Annotated in this window: 17 protein-coding genes and 1 tRNA gene; 7 read left to right on the plus strand and 11 right to left on the minus strand. The window is 63.6% G+C overall.

Annotated features, from left to right (window positions below; genetic code table 11):
• Window positions 1–199: 199 nt before the first annotated feature.
• Window positions 200–1,231, minus strand: a complete 1,032-nt coding sequence (locus ACFSNN_RS23855; protein WP_134458358.1) for a threonine aldolase family protein — start codon at window positions 1,229–1,231, stop codon at window positions 200–202.
• A gap of 125 nt (window positions 1,232–1,356) precedes the next feature.
• Window positions 1,357–2,607 carry a YbfB/YjiJ family MFS transporter gene (locus ACFSNN_RS23860; protein ID WP_134458356.1) on the minus strand — a complete coding sequence of 417 codons (1,251 nt, stop codon included), beginning with the start codon at window positions 2,605–2,607 and terminating at the stop codon, window positions 1,357–1,359.
• Window positions 2,608–2,721: 114 nt separating this feature from the next.
• Here ACFSNN_RS23860 and ACFSNN_RS23865 point away from each other — a divergent pair, with 114 nt between their 5' ends.
• Complete coding sequence (locus ACFSNN_RS23865; RefSeq protein WP_134458354.1) at window positions 2,722–3,639, plus strand: LysR family transcriptional regulator; 918 nt, start codon at window positions 2,722–2,724, stop codon at window positions 3,637–3,639.
• A gap of 169 nt (window positions 3,640–3,808) precedes the next feature.
• Here the strand turns inward: ACFSNN_RS23865 and alaS are convergent, their stop codons facing one another.
• Window positions 3,809–6,433: an alanine--tRNA ligase gene (gene alaS, locus ACFSNN_RS23870; RefSeq protein WP_134458352.1), complete on the minus strand. Its 2,625-nt coding sequence runs from the start codon at window positions 6,431–6,433 to the stop codon at window positions 3,809–3,811.
• Between the two features lie 362 nt (window positions 6,434–6,795).
• Between alaS and ACFSNN_RS23875 the strand changes: the two genes are divergently transcribed.
• A complete protein-coding gene (locus tag ACFSNN_RS23875) occupies window positions 6,796–8,016 on the plus strand; it encodes a CaiB/BaiF CoA transferase family protein (RefSeq protein ID WP_134458350.1) in 1,221 nt (406 codons plus the stop codon).
• A 109-nt stretch (window positions 8,017–8,125) separates the two neighbouring features.
• On the opposite strand, the gene ACFSNN_RS23880 is transcribed toward ACFSNN_RS23875, so the two are convergent.
• Both ACFSNN_RS23880 and ggt read right to left on the minus strand, forming a co-directional pair.
• Window positions 8,126–8,686: an RBBP9/YdeN family alpha/beta hydrolase gene (locus ACFSNN_RS23880; RefSeq protein WP_134458348.1), complete on the minus strand. Its 561-nt coding sequence runs from the start codon at window positions 8,684–8,686 to the stop codon at window positions 8,126–8,128.
• An 88-nt stretch (window positions 8,687–8,774) separates the two neighbouring features.
• Window positions 8,775–10,529 carry a gamma-glutamyltransferase gene (gene ggt, locus ACFSNN_RS23885; protein ID WP_377747343.1) on the minus strand — a complete coding sequence of 585 codons (1,755 nt, stop codon included), beginning with the start codon at window positions 10,527–10,529 and terminating at the stop codon, window positions 8,775–8,777.
• Window positions 10,530–11,092: 563 nt separating this feature from the next.
• On the opposite strand from ggt, the gene ACFSNN_RS23890 reads away from it, so the two are divergent.
• Window positions 11,093–12,802 (plus strand): glutamine--tRNA ligase/YqeY domain fusion protein, encoded by a 1,710-nt coding sequence (locus ACFSNN_RS23890; protein WP_134458346.1) that lies wholly within the window; start codon window positions 11,093–11,095, stop codon window positions 12,800–12,802.
• Between the two features lie 139 nt (window positions 12,803–12,941).
• On the plus strand, window positions 12,942–13,916 hold the full coding sequence (locus ACFSNN_RS23895; RefSeq protein WP_244322818.1) for a transporter substrate-binding domain-containing protein: 975 nt from the start codon (window positions 12,942–12,944) through the stop codon (window positions 13,914–13,916).
• 26 nt (window positions 13,917–13,942) lie between these two features.
• Here ACFSNN_RS23895 and ACFSNN_RS23900 read toward each other — a convergent pair whose 3' ends face one another.
• Entirely contained in the window at window positions 13,943–14,392 is a 450-nt protein-coding gene (locus ACFSNN_RS23900) for an NUDIX hydrolase (protein WP_134458344.1), read from the minus strand.
• Between the two features lie 106 nt (window positions 14,393–14,498).
• Window positions 14,499–14,888: an RT0821/Lpp0805 family surface protein gene (locus tag ACFSNN_RS23905; protein WP_134458342.1), complete on the minus strand. Its 390-nt coding sequence runs from the start codon at window positions 14,886–14,888 to the stop codon at window positions 14,499–14,501.
• A 297-nt stretch (window positions 14,889–15,185) separates the two neighbouring features.
• Here ACFSNN_RS23905 and ACFSNN_RS23910 point away from each other — a divergent pair, with 297 nt between their 5' ends.
• The gene (locus ACFSNN_RS23910) at window positions 15,186–15,425 is read left to right on the plus strand and encodes a hypothetical protein (RefSeq protein ID WP_134458340.1); all 240 of its coding nucleotides are present in this window, start codon (window positions 15,186–15,188) and stop codon (window positions 15,423–15,425) included.
• A gap of 48 nt (window positions 15,426–15,473) precedes the next feature.
• Here the strand turns inward: ACFSNN_RS23910 and ACFSNN_RS23915 are convergent, their stop codons facing one another.
• The gene (locus ACFSNN_RS23915) at window positions 15,474–16,856 is read right to left on the minus strand and encodes a cytochrome-c peroxidase (RefSeq protein WP_134458338.1); all 1,383 of its coding nucleotides are present in this window, start codon (window positions 16,854–16,856) and stop codon (window positions 15,474–15,476) included.
• A gap of 248 nt (window positions 16,857–17,104) precedes the next feature.
• On the opposite strand from ACFSNN_RS23915, the gene ACFSNN_RS23920 reads away from it, so the two are divergent.
• Together ACFSNN_RS23920 and ACFSNN_RS23925 are read left to right on the plus strand one after the other, a co-directional pair.
• Window positions 17,105–18,682: an acid phosphatase gene (locus ACFSNN_RS23920; RefSeq protein ID WP_134458336.1), complete on the plus strand. Its 1,578-nt coding sequence runs from the start codon at window positions 17,105–17,107 to the stop codon at window positions 18,680–18,682.
• Between the two features lie 251 nt (window positions 18,683–18,933).
• A complete protein-coding gene (locus ACFSNN_RS23925; RefSeq protein WP_134458334.1) occupies window positions 18,934–19,317 on the plus strand; it encodes a DUF427 domain-containing protein in 384 nt (127 codons plus the stop codon).
• 189 nt (window positions 19,318–19,506) lie between these two features.
• On the opposite strand, the gene ACFSNN_RS23930 is transcribed toward ACFSNN_RS23925, so the two are convergent.
• The 3 genes from ACFSNN_RS23930 to ACFSNN_RS23940 all read right to left on the minus strand — a co-directional run bounded on the left by ACFSNN_RS23930 (window position 19,507) and on the right by ACFSNN_RS23940 (window position 21,325).
• On the minus strand, window positions 19,507–19,965 hold the full coding sequence (locus ACFSNN_RS23930) for a universal stress protein (RefSeq protein WP_134458332.1): 459 nt from the start codon (window positions 19,963–19,965) through the stop codon (window positions 19,507–19,509).
• 162 nt (window positions 19,966–20,127) lie between these two features.
• Window positions 20,128–20,204, minus strand: a tRNA-Arg gene (locus ACFSNN_RS23935).
• A gap of 290 nt (window positions 20,205–20,494) precedes the next feature.
• The gene (locus ACFSNN_RS23940) at window positions 20,495–21,325 is read right to left on the minus strand and encodes an undecaprenyl-diphosphate phosphatase (RefSeq protein WP_134458330.1); all 831 of its coding nucleotides are present in this window, start codon (window positions 21,323–21,325) and stop codon (window positions 20,495–20,497) included.
• Window positions 21,326–21,617: the final 292 nt, after the last annotated feature.

A 21,617-nucleotide genomic window follows, 5' to 3' on the forward strand; every position in this document is an offset into this window, starting at 1 on the left:
TTGTTGACGCGGCACTACGCCACACTAGATGCGTGCAAGAGCGGATTAGCGTGGCTTCTGCTGCGTGGCATCCGGTATTTGCATTCCAGGCGGCGCGAGGATCGGTGCTTCGCGGGTCAGTGGACGATACGACGCGATCCCGAGCTGCCGTTGCCGCGCGTTCGGTCGCGTGCTCATCCCGCAAAATCCCGTCGGGCACTCACGCCGCGCACAACTCGCGCACCTCGGCGGCGAACCGCTCGACGGTTTCCGGCTGCGTATCCCACGCGCACATCAGCCGGCAGCCGCCCGCGCCGATGAATTCGTAGAACTTCCAACCACGCGCGCGCATCGCCTTGGCGGCTTGCGCGGGCAATTGCGCAAAGACCGCGTTCGATTCTCCGGGGAACATAATGCTCACGCCCGGAATTTCCTGCAACCGCGTTTGCAGCAGTTGCGCCATCGCGTTCGCGTGACGCGCGTTGCGCAACCACACGTCGTTGTCGAGCAGACCGAGCCAGGGCGCGGAAATGAAGCGCATCTTCGAGGCCAGTTGGCCGGCTTGCTTCAGGCGGTAAGCGAAATCGTCGGCCAGCGCGCGATCGAAGAACACCACCGCCTCACCCACGGGCAAGCCGTTCTTGGTGCCGCCGAAACACAGCACGTCGACGCCCGCGCGCCACGTGATCTCCGACGGATGCACGTCCAGCGCGGCGACCGCGTTGGCGAAACGCGCGCCGTCCATATGCACTTTCAGATGACGCCGTTTGGCGATCGCCGCGATCGCCCGCACTTCCTCGACGCTGTAGACCGTGCCGACTTCCGTCGACTGGGTCAGCGTGACGACTTTCGGCTTCGGGTAATGGATGTCGGCGCGGCGCGTGACCACGGCTTCGATCGCATCCGGCGTGAGCTTGCCGCCGATGCCCGGCGCGGTCAGCAGTTTCGAGCCGTTCGAGAAAAACTCCGGGCCGCCGCATTCGTCGGTCTCGATGTGCGCGAGTTCGTGGCAAATCACGGAATGATACGACTGGCACAGCGACGCGAGCGCCAGCGAATTGGCCCCCGTGCCGTTGAACACGAAGAACACTTCGCAGTCGGTCTGGAACAGTTCGCGCAGACGGTCGCACACCTGGTTGGTCCAGGAATCGTCGCCGTAGGCCGGCTCGTGGCCGCTGTTGTTGGCGGCGATCAGCGCGTCGAGCGCTTCGGGACAGATACCGGCGTAGTTGTCGGACGCGAAATGTTGCATGGCGGGCGGCGCGTCCGGCGATGGGCGCGCTGGGATGACGGGAAAGCGGTCATTTTAGTGCGCGCTGCGGTTATTTGTTTTCCGGTGGGTGCAGCGTGGTCAGCGACGCCTTTATCGATGTGCGCTCAGTTGCAGCCGCAATCCGGCATGCGGCCCCGGCCGCGCGGGATGCGCGCGACGGCGATCAACCCGGCCGCGCCCACCAGTAACGCGCCCGCCGCCAGCCACAAGGCCGGCGAAAACGAGCCGGTCTGCTCGGCGATCGGCGCGGCGACCAGTGGGCCGACGATCTGGCCGACGCCGTAGGCCGCCGTCGCGTAGCCCATCAGACCGGCAGCGTCGTCGCCACGCAGACGCCGCGCCTCACGCATCGCGAACAGCGTGATCGCGGTGAACGGCAGGCCGATCAGGATGCTGCCGAACGAGAAACCGCCCGCTGTCGGCCAGACAATGCCGAGGGCGATGCCGCACGCCTGCAGCACATAGCAGCCGGCGAGCAGCGCGCGGTTGTCCCAATGCACCGGCAAACGCGCCGCCAGCAGCGCGCCGACGATCAGCGCCGCGCCGAACATCGGCCAGAACAGGTCGGGCCAAGATGAGCCGGGCAAGGCGTGACGTGCGATGACAGGCAGGAACGTGGCGGTGATGATGTAGCCGAAACCGGGGATGCCGTAGAGGAGAATGAGCCAGAGGGCGTCGGCGCGATGGGTGGTGGCGTGGGTGGTGGCGTGGTGGCTGGCGCGGGTGGCGGCGGGTCGGGCGGCGGCACCTGACGCCGCGCCAAACACCGGCCAAACCACAATCGACAGAACCGCCGCAATCAGCCCGAACCCGAGCCATCCCATCGTGGCCCCGTATCCGCCCGCCACGCTGACCAGCAGCCCCGTGCCGACGATGCCCACGCCCGGTCCCGTATAGATCACGCCGCCCCACCCGTGCGCACCGAGTTCGGCGAGCCGCCGTAAGCCCCACTGGGACGCGAATACGAACGTCCAGGCGCTAACCGCGCCCGCGATGAACCGTACCGCCGCCCAGATCCAGAACTGGCTCGTCACGCCCATCATCAACGTCAGCAACACGGTCGCGGCGAGCCCCGCGCGCACCATGCGCGCCGGCTCGATCCGCAGCGCCGCGCACGTGAGCGCGCCGACGAAATACCCCGCGTAATTGAACGACGCCAGCCAGCCGCCATGCTGAATATCGAGCTGCGGCTGACCGAACCCGTTGCCGTGAAGCATCAGCGGCAAAAGCGGCGTGAATGCGAATCGCCCGATACCGAGCGCGACGGCCAGTGTGACCATGCAGGCAAGCGCCGCGCGGCGGGCGATGTGGCGGTCGGCGAAGCCGCCGTGCGCGGTGGAGGCGAGGTCGTTCATTGGCAAGGGCAAGAAATGCAGTCAACGGGTCGGATGGCGTGTATCTATACTAGCTTGACCTTTCAATCACGAAAAATGAATAATTCGGATATCACTCATCGCTCAGAGAGAATCATGGATCTCGCCGCTTTGACCATTTTTCGCGCCGTCGTGCGGGAAAACGGCGTGACGCGCGCTGCCGCCAAGCTCAATCGCGTGCAATCGAACGTGACCACGCGCATCAAGCAGCTCGAGGAACAACTGGGCACGGACCTGTTCATCCGCGACGGCCGTCGTCTCGTGCTGACGCCGGCAGGCGAGACGCTGCTGCCGTATGCAGAGCGCCTGCTCGCGCTCGCGGATGAAGCGCGCCACGCAGTGCGTGAGGATCGCCCAAGCGGACGGTTGCGTTTGGGCACGATGGAGAGTGTCGCCGCGACGCGTCTTCCCGAACTGCTCGCGCGTTATCACCAGCAGTGGCCCGCCGTCGCGCTGGAACTCGAGATCGGCACGACCGGCAAACTGATCGAGCGAGTACGTGAATTCGAAGTGGATGCGGCCTTGGTGGCGACGCCGTTGGACCGCGCCACACTCGGCGATTTATTCGAGTCGGTGCCGGTGTTTCGGGAAGAGCTGGTGATGCTGACGCCGCGCGGGCATCGGCCGATTCGCGACGTTCGGGATATTGCGTTGTCGACGCTGATCGCGTTCGAGCGCGGCTGTGCGTACCGGTCTTATATCGAGAAATGGTATCTGGAGCACGGCGTGAGGCCGGCGCGCGTGCTGGAGCTGGGCTCGTATCACGCGATCGTGGCTTGCGTGGCCGCCGGCGCGGGGGTTGCGGTCGCGCCCCGGTCGGTGCTGGATCTGCAGACCGACGCCAGCAATATCGCGGTGCATGAACTGCCCGATATCGGCGTGATCGAGACATTGCTGGTGTGGCGGCGCGGACATTTTTCGTCCGCGCTGAACGCGCTGAAGCAGGCGCTGGTGATGCGGCAGGATGCCGTGAATTCGACCGGAATTGCGACCGTTGCGGAAGGCGCAGTCTGATCTTTGGCTGTGCCGCCGGCATCCGTCAAGATGAACACTGCGAGCAATCGAGGGTCAACCGCGCCGCCAATCCAAAACCCGGCGCACCTGACTCTGAAGAAAACTTAGGCCACGCCAGGCGCCCGAATTTCCGGCGCCCCGCGTGGCCCATCCAATCACATCAGCAGAATCAAAGCTGTCCTTCGACCCAACCCTTGACGCCAGCCAGCGCCGCCGGCAGATTCGCTGGCTCGGTGCCACCAGCCTGAGCCATGTCCGGACGGCCGCCGCCCTTGCCGCCGACTTGCTGCGCCACGAAGTTGACCAGCTCGCCTGCCTTGACCTTCCTGCTCGCGTCCGCCGTGACGCCGGCGATCAGGCTCACCTTGCCGCCTTCGACCGACGCCAGCACGATCGCCGCGCTCTTCAGCTTGTCCTTCAGCTTGTCGACGGTTTCGCGCAGCGTCTTGACGTCCGCGCCTTCGAGCGTGGCCGCCAGCACGTGTACGCCGCCGACTTCGATCGCCTGACCCGCCAGTTCGTCGCCCTGGCTCGACGCCATCTTCGACTTCAGCGCGCTCAGTTCCTTCTCCAGCGACTTCACCTGATCCTGGACCTGCGTGATCCGCTGCGTCAGTTCCGACGGTTGCGCCTTCAACACGGCCGCGGCCGCATTGATGCGCGCATCGAGGTCTTGCACGAAGCGCACGGCATTGTCGCCCGTGATCGCTTCCACGCGACGGATACCCGCCGCCACGCCGCCTTCCATCACGATTTTGAAGAGACCGATGTCGCCGGTGCGATGCACGTGCGTACCGCCGCACAATTCACGCGAGAAGCCCAAGTCGAGCACACGCACTTCGTCGCCGTACTTCTCGCCGAACAGCGCCATCGCGCCACCCTTCACCGCTTCGTCGAACGGCATGACGCGCACAATACCGGGCGCGTTCGCCAGCACTTCGGCGTTGACGATTTCCTCGACGCGGCGGATCTGCTCGTCCGTCATCGGCGCGTTGTGGGCGAAGTCGAAACGGGTCTTGTCCGCGTCGACGAGCGAGCCCTTCTGCTGCACGTGCGAACCGAGCACTTCACGCAGCGCCTTGTGCATCAAGTGCGTGGCCGAGTGGTTGCGTTGCGTGCGAGCGCGGCGCACCGCGTCGATCTCCGCCTTGACGACGTCGCCCACCTTCAGCGTGCCCTGTTCGAGCGTGCCGTGATGACCGACCACGTCAGCCTGGACCTTCAGCGTATCGCTCACCGCGAAGCGCACGCTCGCGTTGGCCAGCACGCCCTGGTCGCCGACCTGGCCGCCCGACTCCGCGTAGAACGGCGTGTGGTCCAGCACGGCGACAGCCTGCTGGCCGTCACGCACTTCCTTCACCGAGGCGCCGTCCACATACAACGCGATTACCTTTGCATCGTCGAAGACGATTTCTTCGTAGCCGTGGAACGTGGTCTTCGCGCCCGAATATTCGAGGCCTTGCGCCATCTTGAACTTGCCCGCCGCGCGAGCCTGCTCGCGCTGACGCGCCATGGCTTCGTCGAAGGCGGCTTCGTCGACCGTCACTTCGCGCTCGCGGCACACGTCTGCCGTCAGATCCAGCGGGAAGCCATACGTGTCGTGCAGCTTGAATGCGAGTTCGCCGTCGAGCGTCTTGCCGCCCCTGGCTTCGAGGTCGGCCAACGCGCTCTCGAGAATCGACATGCCGTGTTCGATGGTCTCGAAGAAGCGCTCTTCTTCCTGACGCAGCACGTCGGTCACGCGTTGTTCGGCTTCCTTCAGTTCCGGGTACGCGCCGCCCATTTGCGCGACGAGGTCGGCCACCATGCGATGGAAGAACGAACCCTTCTTGCCCAGCTTGTAGCCATGGCGGATCGCGCGGCGCACGATACGGCGCAGCACGTAGCCGCGGCCCTCGTTGCCCGGAATCACACCGTCGACGATCAGGAACGAGCACGCGCGGATGTGATCGGCGATCACCTTCAGCGAGTTGTTGGTCAGGTCGCTCACACCAGTTTCGCGGCCGGCGGCCTTGATCAGCGCCTGGAACAGATCGATCTCGTAGTTGCTGTGCACGTGCTGCAGCACGGCGGCGATACGCTCCAGACCCATGCCGGTGTCGACGCACTGCTTGGGCAGCGGCGTCATGTTGCCTTGCGCGTCGCGGCTGAACTGCATGAACACGAGATTCCAGATCTCGATGTAACGGTCGCCGTCTTCCTCGGGCGATCCCGGCGGGCCGCCCCAAACGTCCGGGCCATGGTCGTAGAAGATTTCCGAGCACGGGCCGCACGGACCGACATCGGCCATTTGCCAGAAGTTGTCCGACGCGTAGCGCGCGCCCTTGTTGTCGCCGATGCGGATGATGCGCTCGACCGGCACGCCCACTTCTTTCGCCCAGATGTCGTGCGCTTCGTCGTCTTCGTGATAGACGGTGACCCACAGCTTGTCTTTCGGCAGCTGGTACACGCCCGTGAGCAGCTCCCACGCATAGTGGATCGCGTCGCGCTTGAAGTAGTCGCCGAACGAGAAGTTGCCCAGCATTTCGAAGAACGTATGGTGACGCGCGGTGTAGCCGACGTTTTCCAGATCGTTATGCTTGCCGCCGGCGCGCACGCTGCGCTGCGCGGTCGTGGCACGCGAATACGGGCGCGATTCCGCGCCGAGGAACACATCTTTGAACTGCACCATTCCCGAATTGGTAAAGAGCAATGTCGGATCGTTGCCGGGCACAAGGCTCGACGAGCGAACGATCGTATGGCCCTTCGATTCGAAGAACTTGAGGAATTTCTCGCGGATTTCGGCGGCTTTCATAGCGGGCGGGGGACGGGTTTGCCAGTTCCCTGGCTGTTACCGGCGGCATCGTGGGATGCGCCAACTGTTTGTTTCTTAAACGACTGATTATACGGGATCGGCGCCCGTGCGCGGCGGGGCGGGCTGCATGGTTGGCCGTTCGGCCAGGTTTAAGCGGGCGGCGCGGGACATAACGGCGCTTTGCGCGGCCCGTCATTCGTCCTATGCCGTTCGGCCGACTGCGCCTGCGCGCGGGAATCGCTTAAGATTGCCTCCATCCTGCGGCGCCTCGCGCGCCGCCCGGCTACTCGCAACTACGTGCATGGGACCAGACTAAAGCGCTGAAGCGCTAACTCTGGTCGACAAAGGAGACATCGAACAATATGGGCGCTCTCAGTCATATCCGCGTGCTGGATCTCACACGCGTACTCGCCGGCCCCTGGTGCGCGCAGACTCTCGCCGATTTCGGCGCCGACGTGATCAAGATCGAACGCCCCGAGGTGGGCGACGACACCCGCCACTGGGGCCCGCCGTACCTCAAGACGCCGGAAGGCGAGGACACGCGCGAGGCCGCGTACTACCTTGCGGCAAACCGCAACAAGCGCTCGGTCACCGTGGACATCGCCTCGCCCGAAGGTCAGCGGATCATCCGCGAACTGGCCGCGCAGAGCGACGTGGTGCTGGAGAACTACAAGGTCGGCCAGTTGAAGAAGTACGGCCTGGACTACGCGTCGCTCAAGGAAGTGAAGCCGGACATCGTCTATTGCTCGGTGACCGGCTTCGGGCAGACCGGGCCGTATGCGCAGCGCGCCGGGTACGACTTCATCGTGCAAGGCATCGGCGGCTTCATGAGCATTACCGGCGAGCGCGACGGCCAGCCGGGCGGCGGCCCGCAGAAGGCGGGCGTCGCGATCGCCGACCTCATGACCGGCATGTATTCGACCATCGCCGTGCTCACCGCCCTCACCCACCGTGACCGGACGGGCGAAGGCCAGTACATCGACATGGCGCTGCTCGACGTGCAGGTCGCGATGCTTGCCAACATGAACTCGAACTACCTGGCGAGCGGCCAGCCGCCGGTGCGCTGGGGCAATGCGCATCCGAACATCGTGCCGTACCAGACCTTCCAGACGAGCGACGGCTGGATCATCGTCGCGGTCGGCAACGACGGGCAGTTCCGCAAGTTCGTCGAAGCGGGCGGCCGCCCGGAATTAGCGGACGACGAACGCTTTGCCACCAACCCGGCGCGGGTGCGCAACCGCGACATCCTCGTGCCGATTCTCGCGGAGATGGTCCGCCTGCAGGGCAAGCAGCAATGGATCGCCGCGCTCGAGGCGGCGGGTGTGCCGTGCGGGCCGATCAACGATCTCGGCGAAGTCTTCGAGAACGAGCAGGTGGTGGCACGCGGGCTGCAGGTGAATCTGCCGCATCCGTCGGGCGGAACGGTCAAGCTGGTGCGCAATCCGATCAATATGACCGGCACACCGCCTGAAGCGCTCGCCCATCCGCCGACCCTCGGGGAGCACACGGAAAGCATCTTGCGCGACGTGCTGGGCTATGACGACGCGACGATTGCGGCGTTGCGGAGCCAGTCCGTGATTTGAGTCCGCAGGCAAGCCGCCGCGCGGTTAGAAGATGCGACGTGTGCAGAGCCGTGCCGCACCGGGGTGAACACAGCGCAGAAACGGACTTCCAGATCGGCTGCGCGGGCGGCTAGCGCGGCCCGAACGACTCCAGCCACTCACGCCCTTCGTCCCAATCTCCGAGCCCGCTGTCCGCGTTGATATGGCCGCGCGCGCCGAGGTCGATCCAGCGGCTGCCCCACGCGTTCGCACAGGTCTGCGAAAACGGCACGCCGCCGTAGGGATCATCGCTGCTGGCAACGACAATGGTCGGAAACGGCAACCGTTCGAGCGGCACAGGCGCGAAACCGCACGCGTCGTGCGGAAAATGCGCCTCGCCCGGATCGGGCAGCGCAACCAGCAACGCGCCCGCCACCTTCGCAAGCTGCGCGGCGCTCGCATATTGCGCCGCCCAGAAAGCCGCCGTCAGGCACCCGAGGCTGTGCGCGGCGAAGACCACGGGCGCGTCGGCGGCGGCCACGGCGGCGTCCAGCGTGCGGCACCAGGCGTCGCGCTCAGGGTGATCCCAGTCCGGCATCCGCACCCGCACAAATGCCGGATTCAGTTCTTCCCAACGAGTCTGCCAGTGGCCGGCGCCTGAGTTCTGGTAGCCCGGCAGAACCAGCGTGGTGGACTGTTTTCGTACGCTCATCCGCGTTCCCCGTGGAAGGTTGTCAAGCGCAGTTTATTGTTTTTGGCCTGCGTTTTTGCTCGCACGGGCGCAAGCCCGCATCGCCGCGTCAATGCATCACGCGCCCCACGCCCACGCCGCGCGGATCCGCCGCGGGCACGGGCGCCGTGCCTTCGATACGGATCATCTGCACGTCGCCGTTGAACGACTGCCCTTCGAGCGTGTAGCCCTTGGCCTGCAACTGCTCGGCCAGTTCCCCCGTGATCGGACGATACGGCTCGAAATAGATCGTCTTCTGCGGCAGCAACTGATGGTGAAAACGCATCGCGGCGAGCGCGTCGGCGGGCGACATGTTGAAGTCGTACAGGTCGGTCATCACCTGGAAAATCGAGGTCAAAATGCGCGAGCCGCCGGGCGTGCCGATCACGAGCGACACCTTGTTGTCCTTCAGCACAATGGTCGGCGTCATCGACGACAGCGGACGGCGTCCCGGCGCCACCGTGTTCACTTCGGCGCTGCTTGCGCCGGACGCGTTTGCGCCGGCGGGTTTCGTGACGAAGTCGTCCATGGCGTCGTTCAGCAGAAAGCCGGCGCCGTCCACCACCACGCCCGAACCGAAGTCCCCGTTCAGCGTGTAAGTGTTCGACACAGCGTTGCCCCACTTGTCGACCACGGAGAAATGCGTGGTTTGGGCCTTCTCCGGCGCGGCGTCGCCGAGGCCAGGCTTGACCGGCGTCGCGCCCGGCACTTCGTCGGGTTTGACTTCGTCGGCGCGCTGCGCGAGGTAGGCGTCGTCGATCAGTTTGGCGGCCGGCACCTTGTACGCATCCGGATCGCTCAGGTATTGCTGGCGATCGGCGAACACGCGGTCCTCGATCTGCGCGATCAGATGGATGTACGGCACGGAATTCAGCTCAAGGCCATCGAACGCCTGCTTCAGGTCGGCCTTCATCTTCAACATCTGGATCAGACCCACGCCGCCCGAACTCGGCGGCGGCGCGGTAACGACCTGATAGCCGTTCCAGTCGGCGGTAAGCGGCTGGCGCCACACGGCTTTGTATTGAATCAGATCCTGTTTCGTGACCAGGCCGTGGCCGTACATCTGCTGGGCGATCAGGTCAGCGGTGCGGCCTTCATAGAATTCGCGCCCGCCGTCGCTTGCAATGCGCGACAGGGTCTGCGCCAGTTCAGGCTGGCGATACGTCACGCCCGCCTTGAGATTGGAGAAGTAGGCGTCGAAGTTGGTCCTCCCGGCGAAACTTTTCGCCGCCGCGTCGTGGCGGTGCTGCAACCACGATTCGACCTGGAAGCCGTCGGTGGCGTAGCGAATCGCGGGCGCGAGCACCTGCTTCCACTTCAGTTTGCCGAAACGCTGCTGCGCCTCCCACATGCCCTCGACGGTGCCCGGCACCCCCACCGCGCGATGCCCGACGGCGCTCATGCCCGGCAGCAGATTGCCCTTGTCGTCGAGATACATGTCGCGGGTCGCCTGTTGCGGCGCGCTCTCGCGATAGTCGAGAAAGTACGGCTTGCCGTCCATGAACACGGTCATGAACCCGCCGCCGCCGAGGTTGCCCGCATCCGGCGCGGTCACGGCCAGGGTGAAGGCGACGGCGACTGCGGCATCCACCGCGTTGCCGCCGGCGGCGAAGATCTGCTGCGCCGTGTCCGCGCTGTAGCGGTCCGGCACGGCCACCGCCGAGGCGTCGAACACGGCCTTGGGCGGCGGCGTTTTCGCCAGCGCGACCGCGGGTGCGGCCACGCCGCCCGCAAAACCGGCGAGCGCAGCCGACACGGTCAGGATCCGGGTCAGGGAAAGAAAGGTGAAAGGCGCGCGAGGCGCGCCGTGCGTCGGGACAGACATCCGAGAAACTCCGGCAACTGAGGGCGCCATGATGCACGAACGACAGGAAATCGTGCGAGGCGACAAAGGGCGGTGCGGCCTGCGTGGACGGCTGCGACGAGTGCACGCGCTGCGCGTTCTGGCGCAAGCTGCACTGCCCCGGGGAAAAATCGGGCGGCGGCATGTAAGGCGAGACGGCTCATGGGCCGCTCAATGCGCGTTGGTTGCCCGTCCATGGACTCACACCGCACGAAATACAGCGTGACTGCCTGCTCGATGTGGCGGGCAGAAAGCGGGAGCATACGGCCCATTGCGGCGCCAAAACACGCCAAGGACACTTCACCCGCACACCTCGCGCAGCCCTCGCGGGCGAACCCGCGCCGCTCGCATCCTAAGTCGGCCGCGCTCGCGTGAACAAAACGTTTTACCTCCTGTTACAGCGCCGGGCCGACCCCTGAATGACGGTCAAAATGGCTCAAACGTTGGCGGCACGCCGCACTCGCCTGCCGCGAAGGGACGCGTCAGGTAGAATTGTCGGATAAGAGGGCGCATTGCGCGCCCCCGACAGACTCTCACCATCTCGCATGAATACCGAACGCAACGACGCGCCAGCGGCATCCAATTTCATCCGCAACATCATTGACGACGACAACCGCACCGGCAAGTGGGGTCAGCGCGTCGAAACGCGCTTTCCGCCCGAGCCGAACGGCTATCTGCATATCGGGCACGCCAAGAGCATTTGCCTGAACTTCGGCGTGGCGCGCAACTACGGCGGCGTATGCCATCTGCGCTTCGACGACACCAACCCGGAAAAGGAAAGCGTCGAATACGTCGACTCGATCATCGACGCCGTGCGCTGGCTCGGCTTCGAGTGGGAAAAAGACGGCAAGGCCGAGCTTTACTACGCGAGCGACTACTACGACAAGCTGTACGAATTCGCCGAACTGCTGATCGAGCGCGGCAAGGCCTACGTTGACAGCCAGTCGGCCGAAGAAATGCGCGCGAACCGCGGCTCGGCCACGGAAGTCGGCACGCCGTCGCGCTTTCGCGAGCGTTCGGTGCAGGAGAACCTCGACCTGTTCCGCCGCATGAAGGCCGGCGAGTTCCAGGAAGGCGAGCACGTGCTGCGCGCGAAGATCGACATGTCGTCGCCGAACTTCAACATGCGCGATCCGGTGATCTACCGCATCCGCTTTGCGCATCACTACCGCACCGGCGACAAATGGTGCGTGTACCCGATGTACGACTACACGCACTGCATCTCGGACGCGCTGGAAAATATCACGCATTCGCTGTGCACGCTGGAGTTCGAAGACCATCGTCCGCTGTACGACTGGATTCTGAACGAGCTCGCCGAGGCCGGCATTTTCACGCGCCCGCTGCCGCAGCAAATCGAGTTTTCACGCCTGAACCTGACCTACGCGATCACCAGCAAGCGCAAGCTGCTGCAACTCGTGACCGAAGGCCATGTGGACGGCTGGGACGATCCGCGTATGCCGACTATCGTCGGCGTGCGCCGGCGCGGCTTCACGCCGGAATCGATCCAGTTGTTCTGCGAACGCATCGGCGTGACCAAGGTCGATTCGTGGATCGACATGAGCGTGTTCGAAGGCGCGCTGCGCGACGATCTGGACGACAAGGCGCCGCGCACCGCCGCCGTGCTCGATCCGGTCAAGCTGATCATCGACAACTTTCCGGAAGGCGTCACCGAGCCGTGCAATGCGCCGGTCCACCCGCATCATCCGGAAATGGGCGTGCGCGAGTTTCCGATTTCGCGCGAACTGTGGATCGAACGCGACGATTACAACGAAACGCCGCCGAAGGGCTACTTCCGCCTGTTCCCGGGCAATAAGGTGCGCCTGCGTTACGGCTACGTGATCGAATGCATCGGCGCGGACAAGGACGAGAACGGCAACATCGTCGCGGTCCATTGCAACTATTTCCCGGACAGCAAATCGGGCACCGAAGGCGCGAACAACTACAAGGTCAAGGGCAACATCCACTGGGTCAGCGCGGCAGCCGCGTGCCCGGCCGAAGTGCGCATCTACGACCGCCTGTTCAAGGAGCCGCAACCGGACGCCGGCGGCCGCGATTTCCTCGAAGCGCTGAATCCGGATTCGAAGCGCGTGGTCAACGCCTACCTCGAGCCCGGCGCGCGCGAAGCGCTGCCGGAACAGCGCTATCAGTTCGAGCGTCACGGCTATTTCGTCGCCGACCGCGTCGATTCGAAGCCGGGTAAGCCCGTATTCAATCGCATCGTCAGTCTGCGCGACAGTTGGGGCAAGCCGGCGTAAGCTGGAACGCACCCTTTTGCCGCGCATCTGAGGTTGGATTCGGCGTGCGTCTTGATCGAAAGATGCACGCCGTTTTGTTGCACCATGTTCCATCGACAGTGACGGCGCGGCATCCGCAAACGCCAGTCCGGGAGGTCCGATGAAAGTTTCAGGCCGCCGCAGGGCCAGTACCCGGCACGCGACGGGGCACACGGCATACGCCGCGCGTTTCGTCCACGGCACACGTTGCGCGCTCGTGGCGCTGACTACTTTCGGCGCGGCGTCGCTCGCCTGCTCCGCTCAGACGGACGAACTCACCGGTACGCTGAGAAAAATTCACGACGACGGCGTGGTCGTGCTCGGCGTGCGTGAAGCGTCGATTCCTTTTTCCTACTTCGACGGCAAGGGCACGGTCGGTTACTCACAGACCATCGCGCTGCAGATCGTCGAAGAGATCAAGAAAACGCTCGGCATGCCGCAGCTGAAGGTGCACGAGATCACGGTGACCTCGTCGAACCGCACGCCGATGCTGCTGAACAACCAGATCGATCTGGAATGCGGCTCGACCACCCACACGGTGGAACGCGAAAACGTGGCCGCGTTCTCGAACAGTTTTTTCCAGTATGCGGTGCGCATGATCGCGCGCAAGAACGCCGGCATCACGGATTTTCAGGATCTGGCCGGCAAAGCGGTCGTGACGACCGCGGGCACTTCGGATGAACGTCTGCTGCGCCGCCTGAACACCGACAAGCTCCTGAACATGCGCATCACCAGCGCGCGCGACCATTCGGAGGCATTCAACACGCTCAAGGACGGACGCGCCGTGGCCTTCGTGATGGACGAGCCGATCGTGTACGGATTCAAATCGACCGATCCGCGTCCCGACGATTTCGTGGTGACCGGCACGCCGCTGGGCTACGAAGTCTACGCGTGCATGTTCCGCAAAGGCGACGAGCCGTTCCGCACGCTCGTCAACGGCGTGATCGCGCGCGGCCAGACTTCCGGCGAAGCGGAGCGTCTGTACAAGCAGTGGTTCACGCAACCCATTCCGCCGCACGGCATCAATCTGAATTTTCCGCTGTCGGAGCAGAACCGCGCCCTGTTCGCGCATCCGAACGACCGCGCGCTCGACTGAAGCGTCGCGCGGTCGCGGCCTCACCGCTACAGCGACCGATGCAGTTCCGCGAGCGACAGCGTGGTCTGAAAGAGCCGTGTGAGACTGCGGCTCGCATACTTGTCCACCTCGTCCGGCGCGGCCCAGCGGTAGGCGTCCATTTCGGGAATCAGCGTGCCGTCGGAGCGGCGCGGAAAGAGCGACGTGCAGGTGCACACGCTCAGATCGAGTTCATCGACGGTGGCACGCGCGCCGAACAGATGCAGATCCTTGTCGCGCCGATAAACGAACAGGCCGAGGTCTTTCAGACGCTCGGGCTCGATCGCGATACCGGTCTCCTCGACCATCTCGCGCAGCGCCGTGACATGCGGCGCCTCGCCTTCTTCGCCGTGTCCTTTCGGAATGTCCCAGTGCGACGTTTCGGTGGCGTGCGCAAGCAGCACGCGGCCGTCCGGGTCGAGCAAGACGATGCCGCACGAAATAATCCGTGTGCTCATCGCGGCACCATGTTCAGCAAACGCACAGATCCGCCGACACGCACGCGCACGGCTTCGGGCCGCGTCGGATGCCAACCGGCGCGCGCCGCCGTCAAGGCCGGCATGCTCAGTGTTTTTTCTGCAATTGCCAGGTGCCACTGCCCTGCTTGCAGAACTGCGGACGCAGGTTCATCGATTGTCCCTTGGCATTCAGCACGACGCCGACGTCGCGGCAGGTGCGATCGCCGTCTTTGGCCGTGCTGGCCATTGTGATCGCGGCGTCGATCTTCACGCTATTACCTGTGCCTTCGTTGACCCAGGTCGCGGTTTCACCGTCCTGCTTGTCGTTCAATGCGGTGAAGACCGCCTTTTTGACGGAGTCGATGTCGCGTTGCTTCATGTAGCTGATCGGCGTGTCGTTCAGAAAGCCAAGATTCGCAGCGTGCGCGCCGATCGCGGCACCCAGCAACAGGCTACCGGCGGTCAGTTGAGACAGGACACGGGTTCGCATCGACATGAAGGGTTCTCCTCGAAAGTGTTCGGCGGTCTTGAGCGCGCATGGCGTCTCGTGATCTGGACCCCAAAAGCATAGCATGTCGCCCTCGGAGGAACCGCGAGAAACGGCCGCGCGCCGAAGCGGACGAAACGAGCGCCAGCCCGGCACACGACGCGCCTCATTCCCAGAATCGCGAGCCAGTGCACACAGTGAGCGCCCTCAATTTTAGGACAGCTCCCATTCCTGGCACCAGGACACCTTCTTAAGATTGATCGGTTGCGCCCCCCCCGCGCCAATCAGAATCTAAGACGCCCCGCCATGTACACCCTCTCCACCCTCGAAATCATTGCTATCGCGCTTGCGCTGCTGTGCGTCGCACTCGTGCCAATTGCCATCGGCCACGATCCCGGACTCGCGCGACGCGTCGTTCGGATGGACGCACTGCCCCGCGCTCGCTGGCCCAATCTGCTGACGCGCGTCGGCGTCGCCTGCCTGTTGCTGTCCTTCGCGTTGCTGCTCGCCGATTGCTATTACATGTTGGCGAGCGTCGGCAACTAATCTTTGCCCGAGCGATCGACTACGCCAGCGGCAATCGCATCGCTCACGTCACTTCGCGGCCACCGAATCGGCCGCCCCGCTTCCCACCTTGTACCCGTCCGTCAGCGTATTCAAAAACGCGACTACGTCCTTGATTTCAGCCTCGTCGAGCGCGGGCTTGTCGCCCGGCTTGCGGTCGAACGGCGGATCGGTATTCAGATTGGCCCAGTACTGCTGAGGCAGATCGTCGAACTTCCGCACTTTGCCTCTCGCCACTGGATAGAACTTCTCCGGGTTCGTGTCGCGCTCTGCATAGAAGCGCACCACCTGATCGAGCGAATGGTAGATGCCGTTGTGGAAGAAGCTTTTCTTCAGTGCCACATTGCGCAGCGTCGGCGTGCGGAAGATCCCGCAAAACTCGGCGTGTCCCTTCAGATCGGTGCGCTCCGGGCCGCATGCTCCGAGATCGTAGAAATGCGGATCGCGATTCACGGACAGCGAGCGATTGCGCGGCACGCCGATCGCGATCAGACCGAAATCGCTGAATTGCGGCGGCGCGCCGTCCATGCTGCGCTGGCTGATGTGACAGCTCGCGCAATTGCCTTTTTTCTCATCGTTGAAGAGTTGCAGCCCGCGCAGTTCGGCCTGCGTCAACTGCGCCTTGCCTGCCAGATAGGCGTCGTATTTGCTGGTGTAGGGATAAAAAGTTTCCGGCGTCTGCTCGAAGGTTTCGAGCGCTTGCAGCACCGCTTTGAAGGTAGCGTCGTCGCTATCGAAAATGTGTGCGCCGAAGGCCGCGCGGAAAGCGTCGGCGTACGGCGCGGCCTTGACCGCCGCAGTGACCTTGGCTGGCGTGCTGCCCATTTCGAACGACGACAGCAGTGGAATGCGCGCCTGGTCGCCGCCCCGGTCGACGCGGCCATCCCAGGTCAGGCCGCCGGTGGGTCCGGCATCCACGCTTTCGTCGCCTTCGTCGTCCGACTCGTGATAGTGCTCGGCGAACGCCGGCACCGATTGCAGATACTTTAGCGTCGGCGCGGCGCGCATGCCGGTGCGGTGCATATCGTTGCCGCCCAGTTGCACCGACAACGCATTGGCCGGCGAGAACCCATGGTCCGGACTGTGACACGACGCGCAAGCGAGCTTGCCCGAACCGGAGAGCGATGCGTCGAAAAATAGTTGTTTGCCGAGCGCGGTCATCTGCCGCACGGATTCGTAGACCTGCGCGCGAGACTGGCCTGCGTCATGAGCGGCAACTTGCACAACCGACGCCGCCAATGGCGCGGACGAAGGCGACACGCCCGCGCCCGTGCTCGCGACAGCGCCCGTGCCCGGCGCGCCTGCATCGCACGCGGCAAGCGTCAAGGTCAGGGCCGTCAGCGCGAACGCCGTCGCTTGCCGCAGGCGCTTCTTCGCGAGCCCGGCGTCATGCCGTGCGTCGACCCGAGCCATTATTTTCCGAATCCCCGTCAGACCTGGCCGCATATGAAAGATGTGAGTTGGCGATAGTGAAGTCCGCGAGCGTATTTCATCTGCATGTCGTTTAAATGACATACAGCCGACGTTATTTTTCAATCAGAAGCGATTCGTAATTAATTACATCTTTCTGTCAAATTGCCTTGCCAAACTTTCGCCCGCGGCCATCCGTGTAAGGAGTTCAGATGGCCCGTCCCCAACGCGAGAGAGAGAAACCACATCAAATGAACAAGAAACTGATCTGCGCGACGCCCATCGCGATCGCAGCAGCGTTGAGCCTGTATGCGTGCGGCGGGAATAAGGTCAACGAACCGGACATCACGTCGATCAAGAACGTCGTGGTGATCTACGCGGAAAACCGCAGCTTCGACAATCTGTACGGCAACTTTCCGGGCGCCAACGGTCTGCAGAACGTGACGGCGGCGAGCGCCACGCAGGTGGATCGCAACGACACCGTGCTCGCGACGCTGCCGCAAGTGTGGAACGGTCTGACGCAAACCGGCGTGACGCCGGTGGTCACGCAGGCCATGACGGCGAATCTGCCGAACAGCCCGTTCGCCATCGACGATCCGAAGGGTTTTAACACGCCGATCACGGCGACGACGCGCGACCTGTACCACCGCTTCTACGAGAACCAGATGCAGATCAACGGCGGCAAGAACGACAAGTTCGCCGCGTGGGCGGATTCGGGCGGCCTCGTGATGGGCCACTACACGCTCGACGCCGACAAGCTGCCGCTGTGGAAAATCGCCCAGCAGTACACGCTCGCCGACAACTTCTTCATGGGCGCGTTCGGCGGCTCGTTCCTGAACCACCAGTGGCTGATTTGCGCGTGCACGCCGACCTATCCGAACGCGGACAAGAGCGTGGCGGCCGGCTCGATCTCGTCCGTGGAAAGCGACGGTGTCACGCTCAAGGTCGCGTCCAACTCGCCGGCTTCGGCGCTGAGCGGGCCGCCCAAATACGTGAATTCGGGCAACCTCACACCTGACTTCTACGCGATCAACACGATGCAGCCACCGTATCAGCCGAGCGGCAACAAGCCGGCGAGCGGCGGCGATGCGAACTTCGCCGATCCGACCCAGGCCACCACGTTGCCGGCGCAGTCGCAGCAGCACATCGGCGATCTGTTGAACAACGCGAAGGTGTCGTGGGCATGGTACGGCGGCGCCTGGGGCGCGGCGGTGTCGGCGGCGCAGAACGGCACGTCGAACGTGATTTACGGCGCGAATCTGACGGCGCCGAATTTCCAGCCGCATCATCAGCCGTTCAACTATTTCGCCGACCTCGCACCGGGCACCGCGAATCGTTCGCAGCATCTGCTCGACGGCGGTCTGGCCGGCTCGGAGTTCATCAAGGCGATCGATAGCGGCACGCTGCCGCAAGTGTCGTTCTACAAGCCGCAGGGTAACCTGAACGAACACCCGGGCTACACCGACGTGGCGTCGGGCGACCAGCACATCGCGGACGTCATCTCGCATCTGCAGAAGAGCCCGCAGTGGAACAACATGGTGGTGGTCGTGACGTACGACGAAAACGGCGGCTTCTGGGATCACGTGTCGCCGCCGAAGGCCGACCGCTGGGGTCCGGGCACGCGTATTCCGGCGCTGATCATCTCGCCGTACGCGAAGAAGGGTTACGTCGATCACACGCAGTACGACACCACGTCGATCCTGCGCTTCATCACGCACCGCTTCTCGCTGCCGACACTGCCGGGTATCGCGGCGCGCGACGCGGCGCTGGTCAGCAACGGCAGCAAGCCGATGGGCGACCTCACGGCTGCGTTGAACATCAAGCAGTGAGCGAAAAGCACGACTCGTTCGAGATCGGACGGAAGATGTTGAGCGTTAAGCAACAGTCCGCCTGAAGGCGAGACTTTGACAGGGCAGCTTCTTCGGCTGCCCTTTTTTATGGCCGCCTCGTGACCGCCGAGTCCGACGTGTTTTTCATGAGCGGCGTATGCTTCGAACCAGCACGCGATCGTCTCGTCGGACGCGGCTCGATATCTTCCGCCACACGTTGCAGATCTGCCCACATTCAGGAGTTCGACAGCATGACTGAAAAAACCATCAAGGTGCCCGGCCCCGATCATCCGATCACGGTGAAGCCGTCCAACGCGCGCGTCGTGGTGACCGTCGGCGGCAAGGCGATCGCGGATACGCTCAAGGCACTCGTTCTGCGCGAAGCGTCGTATCCGCCGGTGTATTACATTCCGCGCAACGACGTGGAAATGACGCTGCTGGAGCGCACCGATCACGCAACCTACTGTCCATACAAGGGCGATTGCGCGTACTACAGCATTCCGTCGGGCGGTGAAAAGACAGTCAATGCGGTGTGGACTTATGAGTCGCCGTATGCGGCCGTGAAGGAGATCGCGCAACATCTGGCGTTCTATCCGAACCGCGTCGACTCGATCGATGTGAAACCGGCGCAGTGACAGTTGCGAGCGGCGTAGCGCGGCGGTTTGGCGCTTCGTGCGCTGTCGCCGCGGTTGCCGACGGGCTCCTTAAAGGTGCAATGACCACAACGATGGATGCTCTCCGAGATGGCCCACAACATACAGCGTTACTCTCACTTGCTGGAACGGCCACGGGAGACGGACTACCGCCTGTCCCACATCATGAAGTCAGCCCTTGTCCCGGGTTTCGATCAGTACCGCACAGGGCGACCGGTCGATGACTTCTCCGCTGGTCGAAGGGTTGGCCCAGCGGCGCAGCCGTGACAGATGGTGATGTCCCATCACGATGACCTCCGCGGCCAGTAGTCGGGCTTGTTCGATGACGACGTCGGCCGGACTATTTCCCGTGCACAGGTGTTGTTCCACCGTGAAATTCCGGTCGGCAAGCTGTGCGCCTGCGGCAGTCAGGACGGATTGCGCGATAGATGTCTGCGCGTATGCGGACGGATAGTTCTGGCCATCGGGCGCGACATCGCTTTCGCTACCGGGAGGCAACAAATAGGATGGGTCGACCACGCACAGAAGGTGCACAGTTGCGGTACCCGGCGCCGCGACGCGGCTGACCAGGTCGATGACGCGGGCACTCTGGGGCGAGCCGTCCAGCGGAACGAGGAGGATATTGAACATGGCTGGCGATAAAGTCTGAAACGGGGATGCGACACGTGTCGCCTTCCGCCGCGCGCATAGCCTAATAACAGTAGGCGAAAAGCCTCAAACTTTAAATTGATAAGAAACAAATTTGGCAGCTCGACAGGGCGCACACTGCCCCGCGAACAGATTTGATCTGATTGGTACGGCAGGAGGGACTCGAACCCCCCACCCTCGGCTTAGAAGGCCGATGCTCTATCCAGCTGAGCTACTGCCGTATTGAAGTGAGGCGATGCAACTCTGTACAACGTGCATCGCCCGCAATGAGAACCTGCTTTCTGGCATTGGAACCTGTGCCTCTGCAAGCCACGGGGTCCGCAGGATACTGAAATTCTAACTGACCGTGCCGTAGACGGGAAATCTACCCGAACGCCAAGCAAGCGATCCGCGCCTCACACCGGCTGTCGCAAGTCGCGAAACAAACGGGCCCGGCAAGTTGAGCCGGGCCCGGATTATAACCGATCGTCCCCTGCCCGCCGGCGCTCGCTAGCGGACAAAGTGAACGCCATCAAACCGGTTGCGGATGCAGCATGAACCAGCCGAGGAACACAATGCCGGCGATCACGCAATACACGCCGAACGACGCCAGACGTCCGCGGCCCTCGAAATAGCGCATCAGGAAACGCACGCTGAGGTATGCGGCGATCGCGGTGAGCACGCCGCCGAGCAATGCATCGGCGAGTTGGCCGGGCGCGTGGAACAGTTTGGGCAACTCGAGCACGCCGGCCGCGAAGATAATCGGCGTGCCGAGCAGGAACGAGAATTCCGCCGACTTCTCCGCCGTCAGACCCGCGGCATTGCCGGCGATCATCGTCAGGCCGCTGCGGGAGAAACCCGGAATCAACGCGCCGATCTGCGCGAGACCGACAAAAAACGCCTGACCGAAACTCAGCTTCTCCGGCGCCTGATGCGCGCGCGAACGCTGCAGGCGGTCGCCGAACCACAGCAGCACGCCGTTCACGATCAGCGCGATCGCCACGATCCGCAAGTCGTGAAAAAGCCGCTCGAGCCGTTTTTCCAGCAGCAGCCCAACCAGACCGGCCGGAATCGTGCCAATGATGAGCGCCCACATCATGTGCGCGTCGTCGTTGCGGCGGCCGCCGAACGAAGCGAAGAAACCGCGCACCAGCGCGCACCAGCGTTTGCGGAAGTACCACAGCAGCGCGAGCGCGGTGCCGAGATGCAACGCGACGAGGAACGGCAGCAATTGCGGCGCGTGTTTGTCGATATGCATGCCGAACAGTGCGGGCACCAGCAACGTATGGCCGAGGCTGCTCACCGGAAACAGTTCGGTGACGCCTTGCAGCACGCTCAGGAAGATGAGAAACGACAGGTTCACGCGGGGCGTCCTTGTAAGGAAAATGTCGGGGACAAGCGCGCCGGATAAGGAATCCACGGGCGCCTCAAAAGCGCACCGATTATGCCTGGCTGCAATGTCAGCGCCAAGCGTTTGAACCGCATTCGGGGAAATATTGTGCGTCGCGTCACAACTCGAAACCGTTGTTACGGCGCAGAAAAAGAAACGGGCCGCCGTGAATGGCCGCCCTATGGGATCAGCAGAATGACGTGAAGCGAACCGCGTAGTGCCCGGCAGGAGAATCGCTCAACAGGCCAGACGCCTTTGTTGAGCA

This window comes from Paraburkholderia dipogonis (genome assembly GCF_042680985.1).
In the GTDB taxonomy this organism is placed as follows: domain Bacteria; phylum Pseudomonadota; class Gammaproteobacteria; order Burkholderiales; family Burkholderiaceae; genus Paraburkholderia; species Paraburkholderia phytofirmans.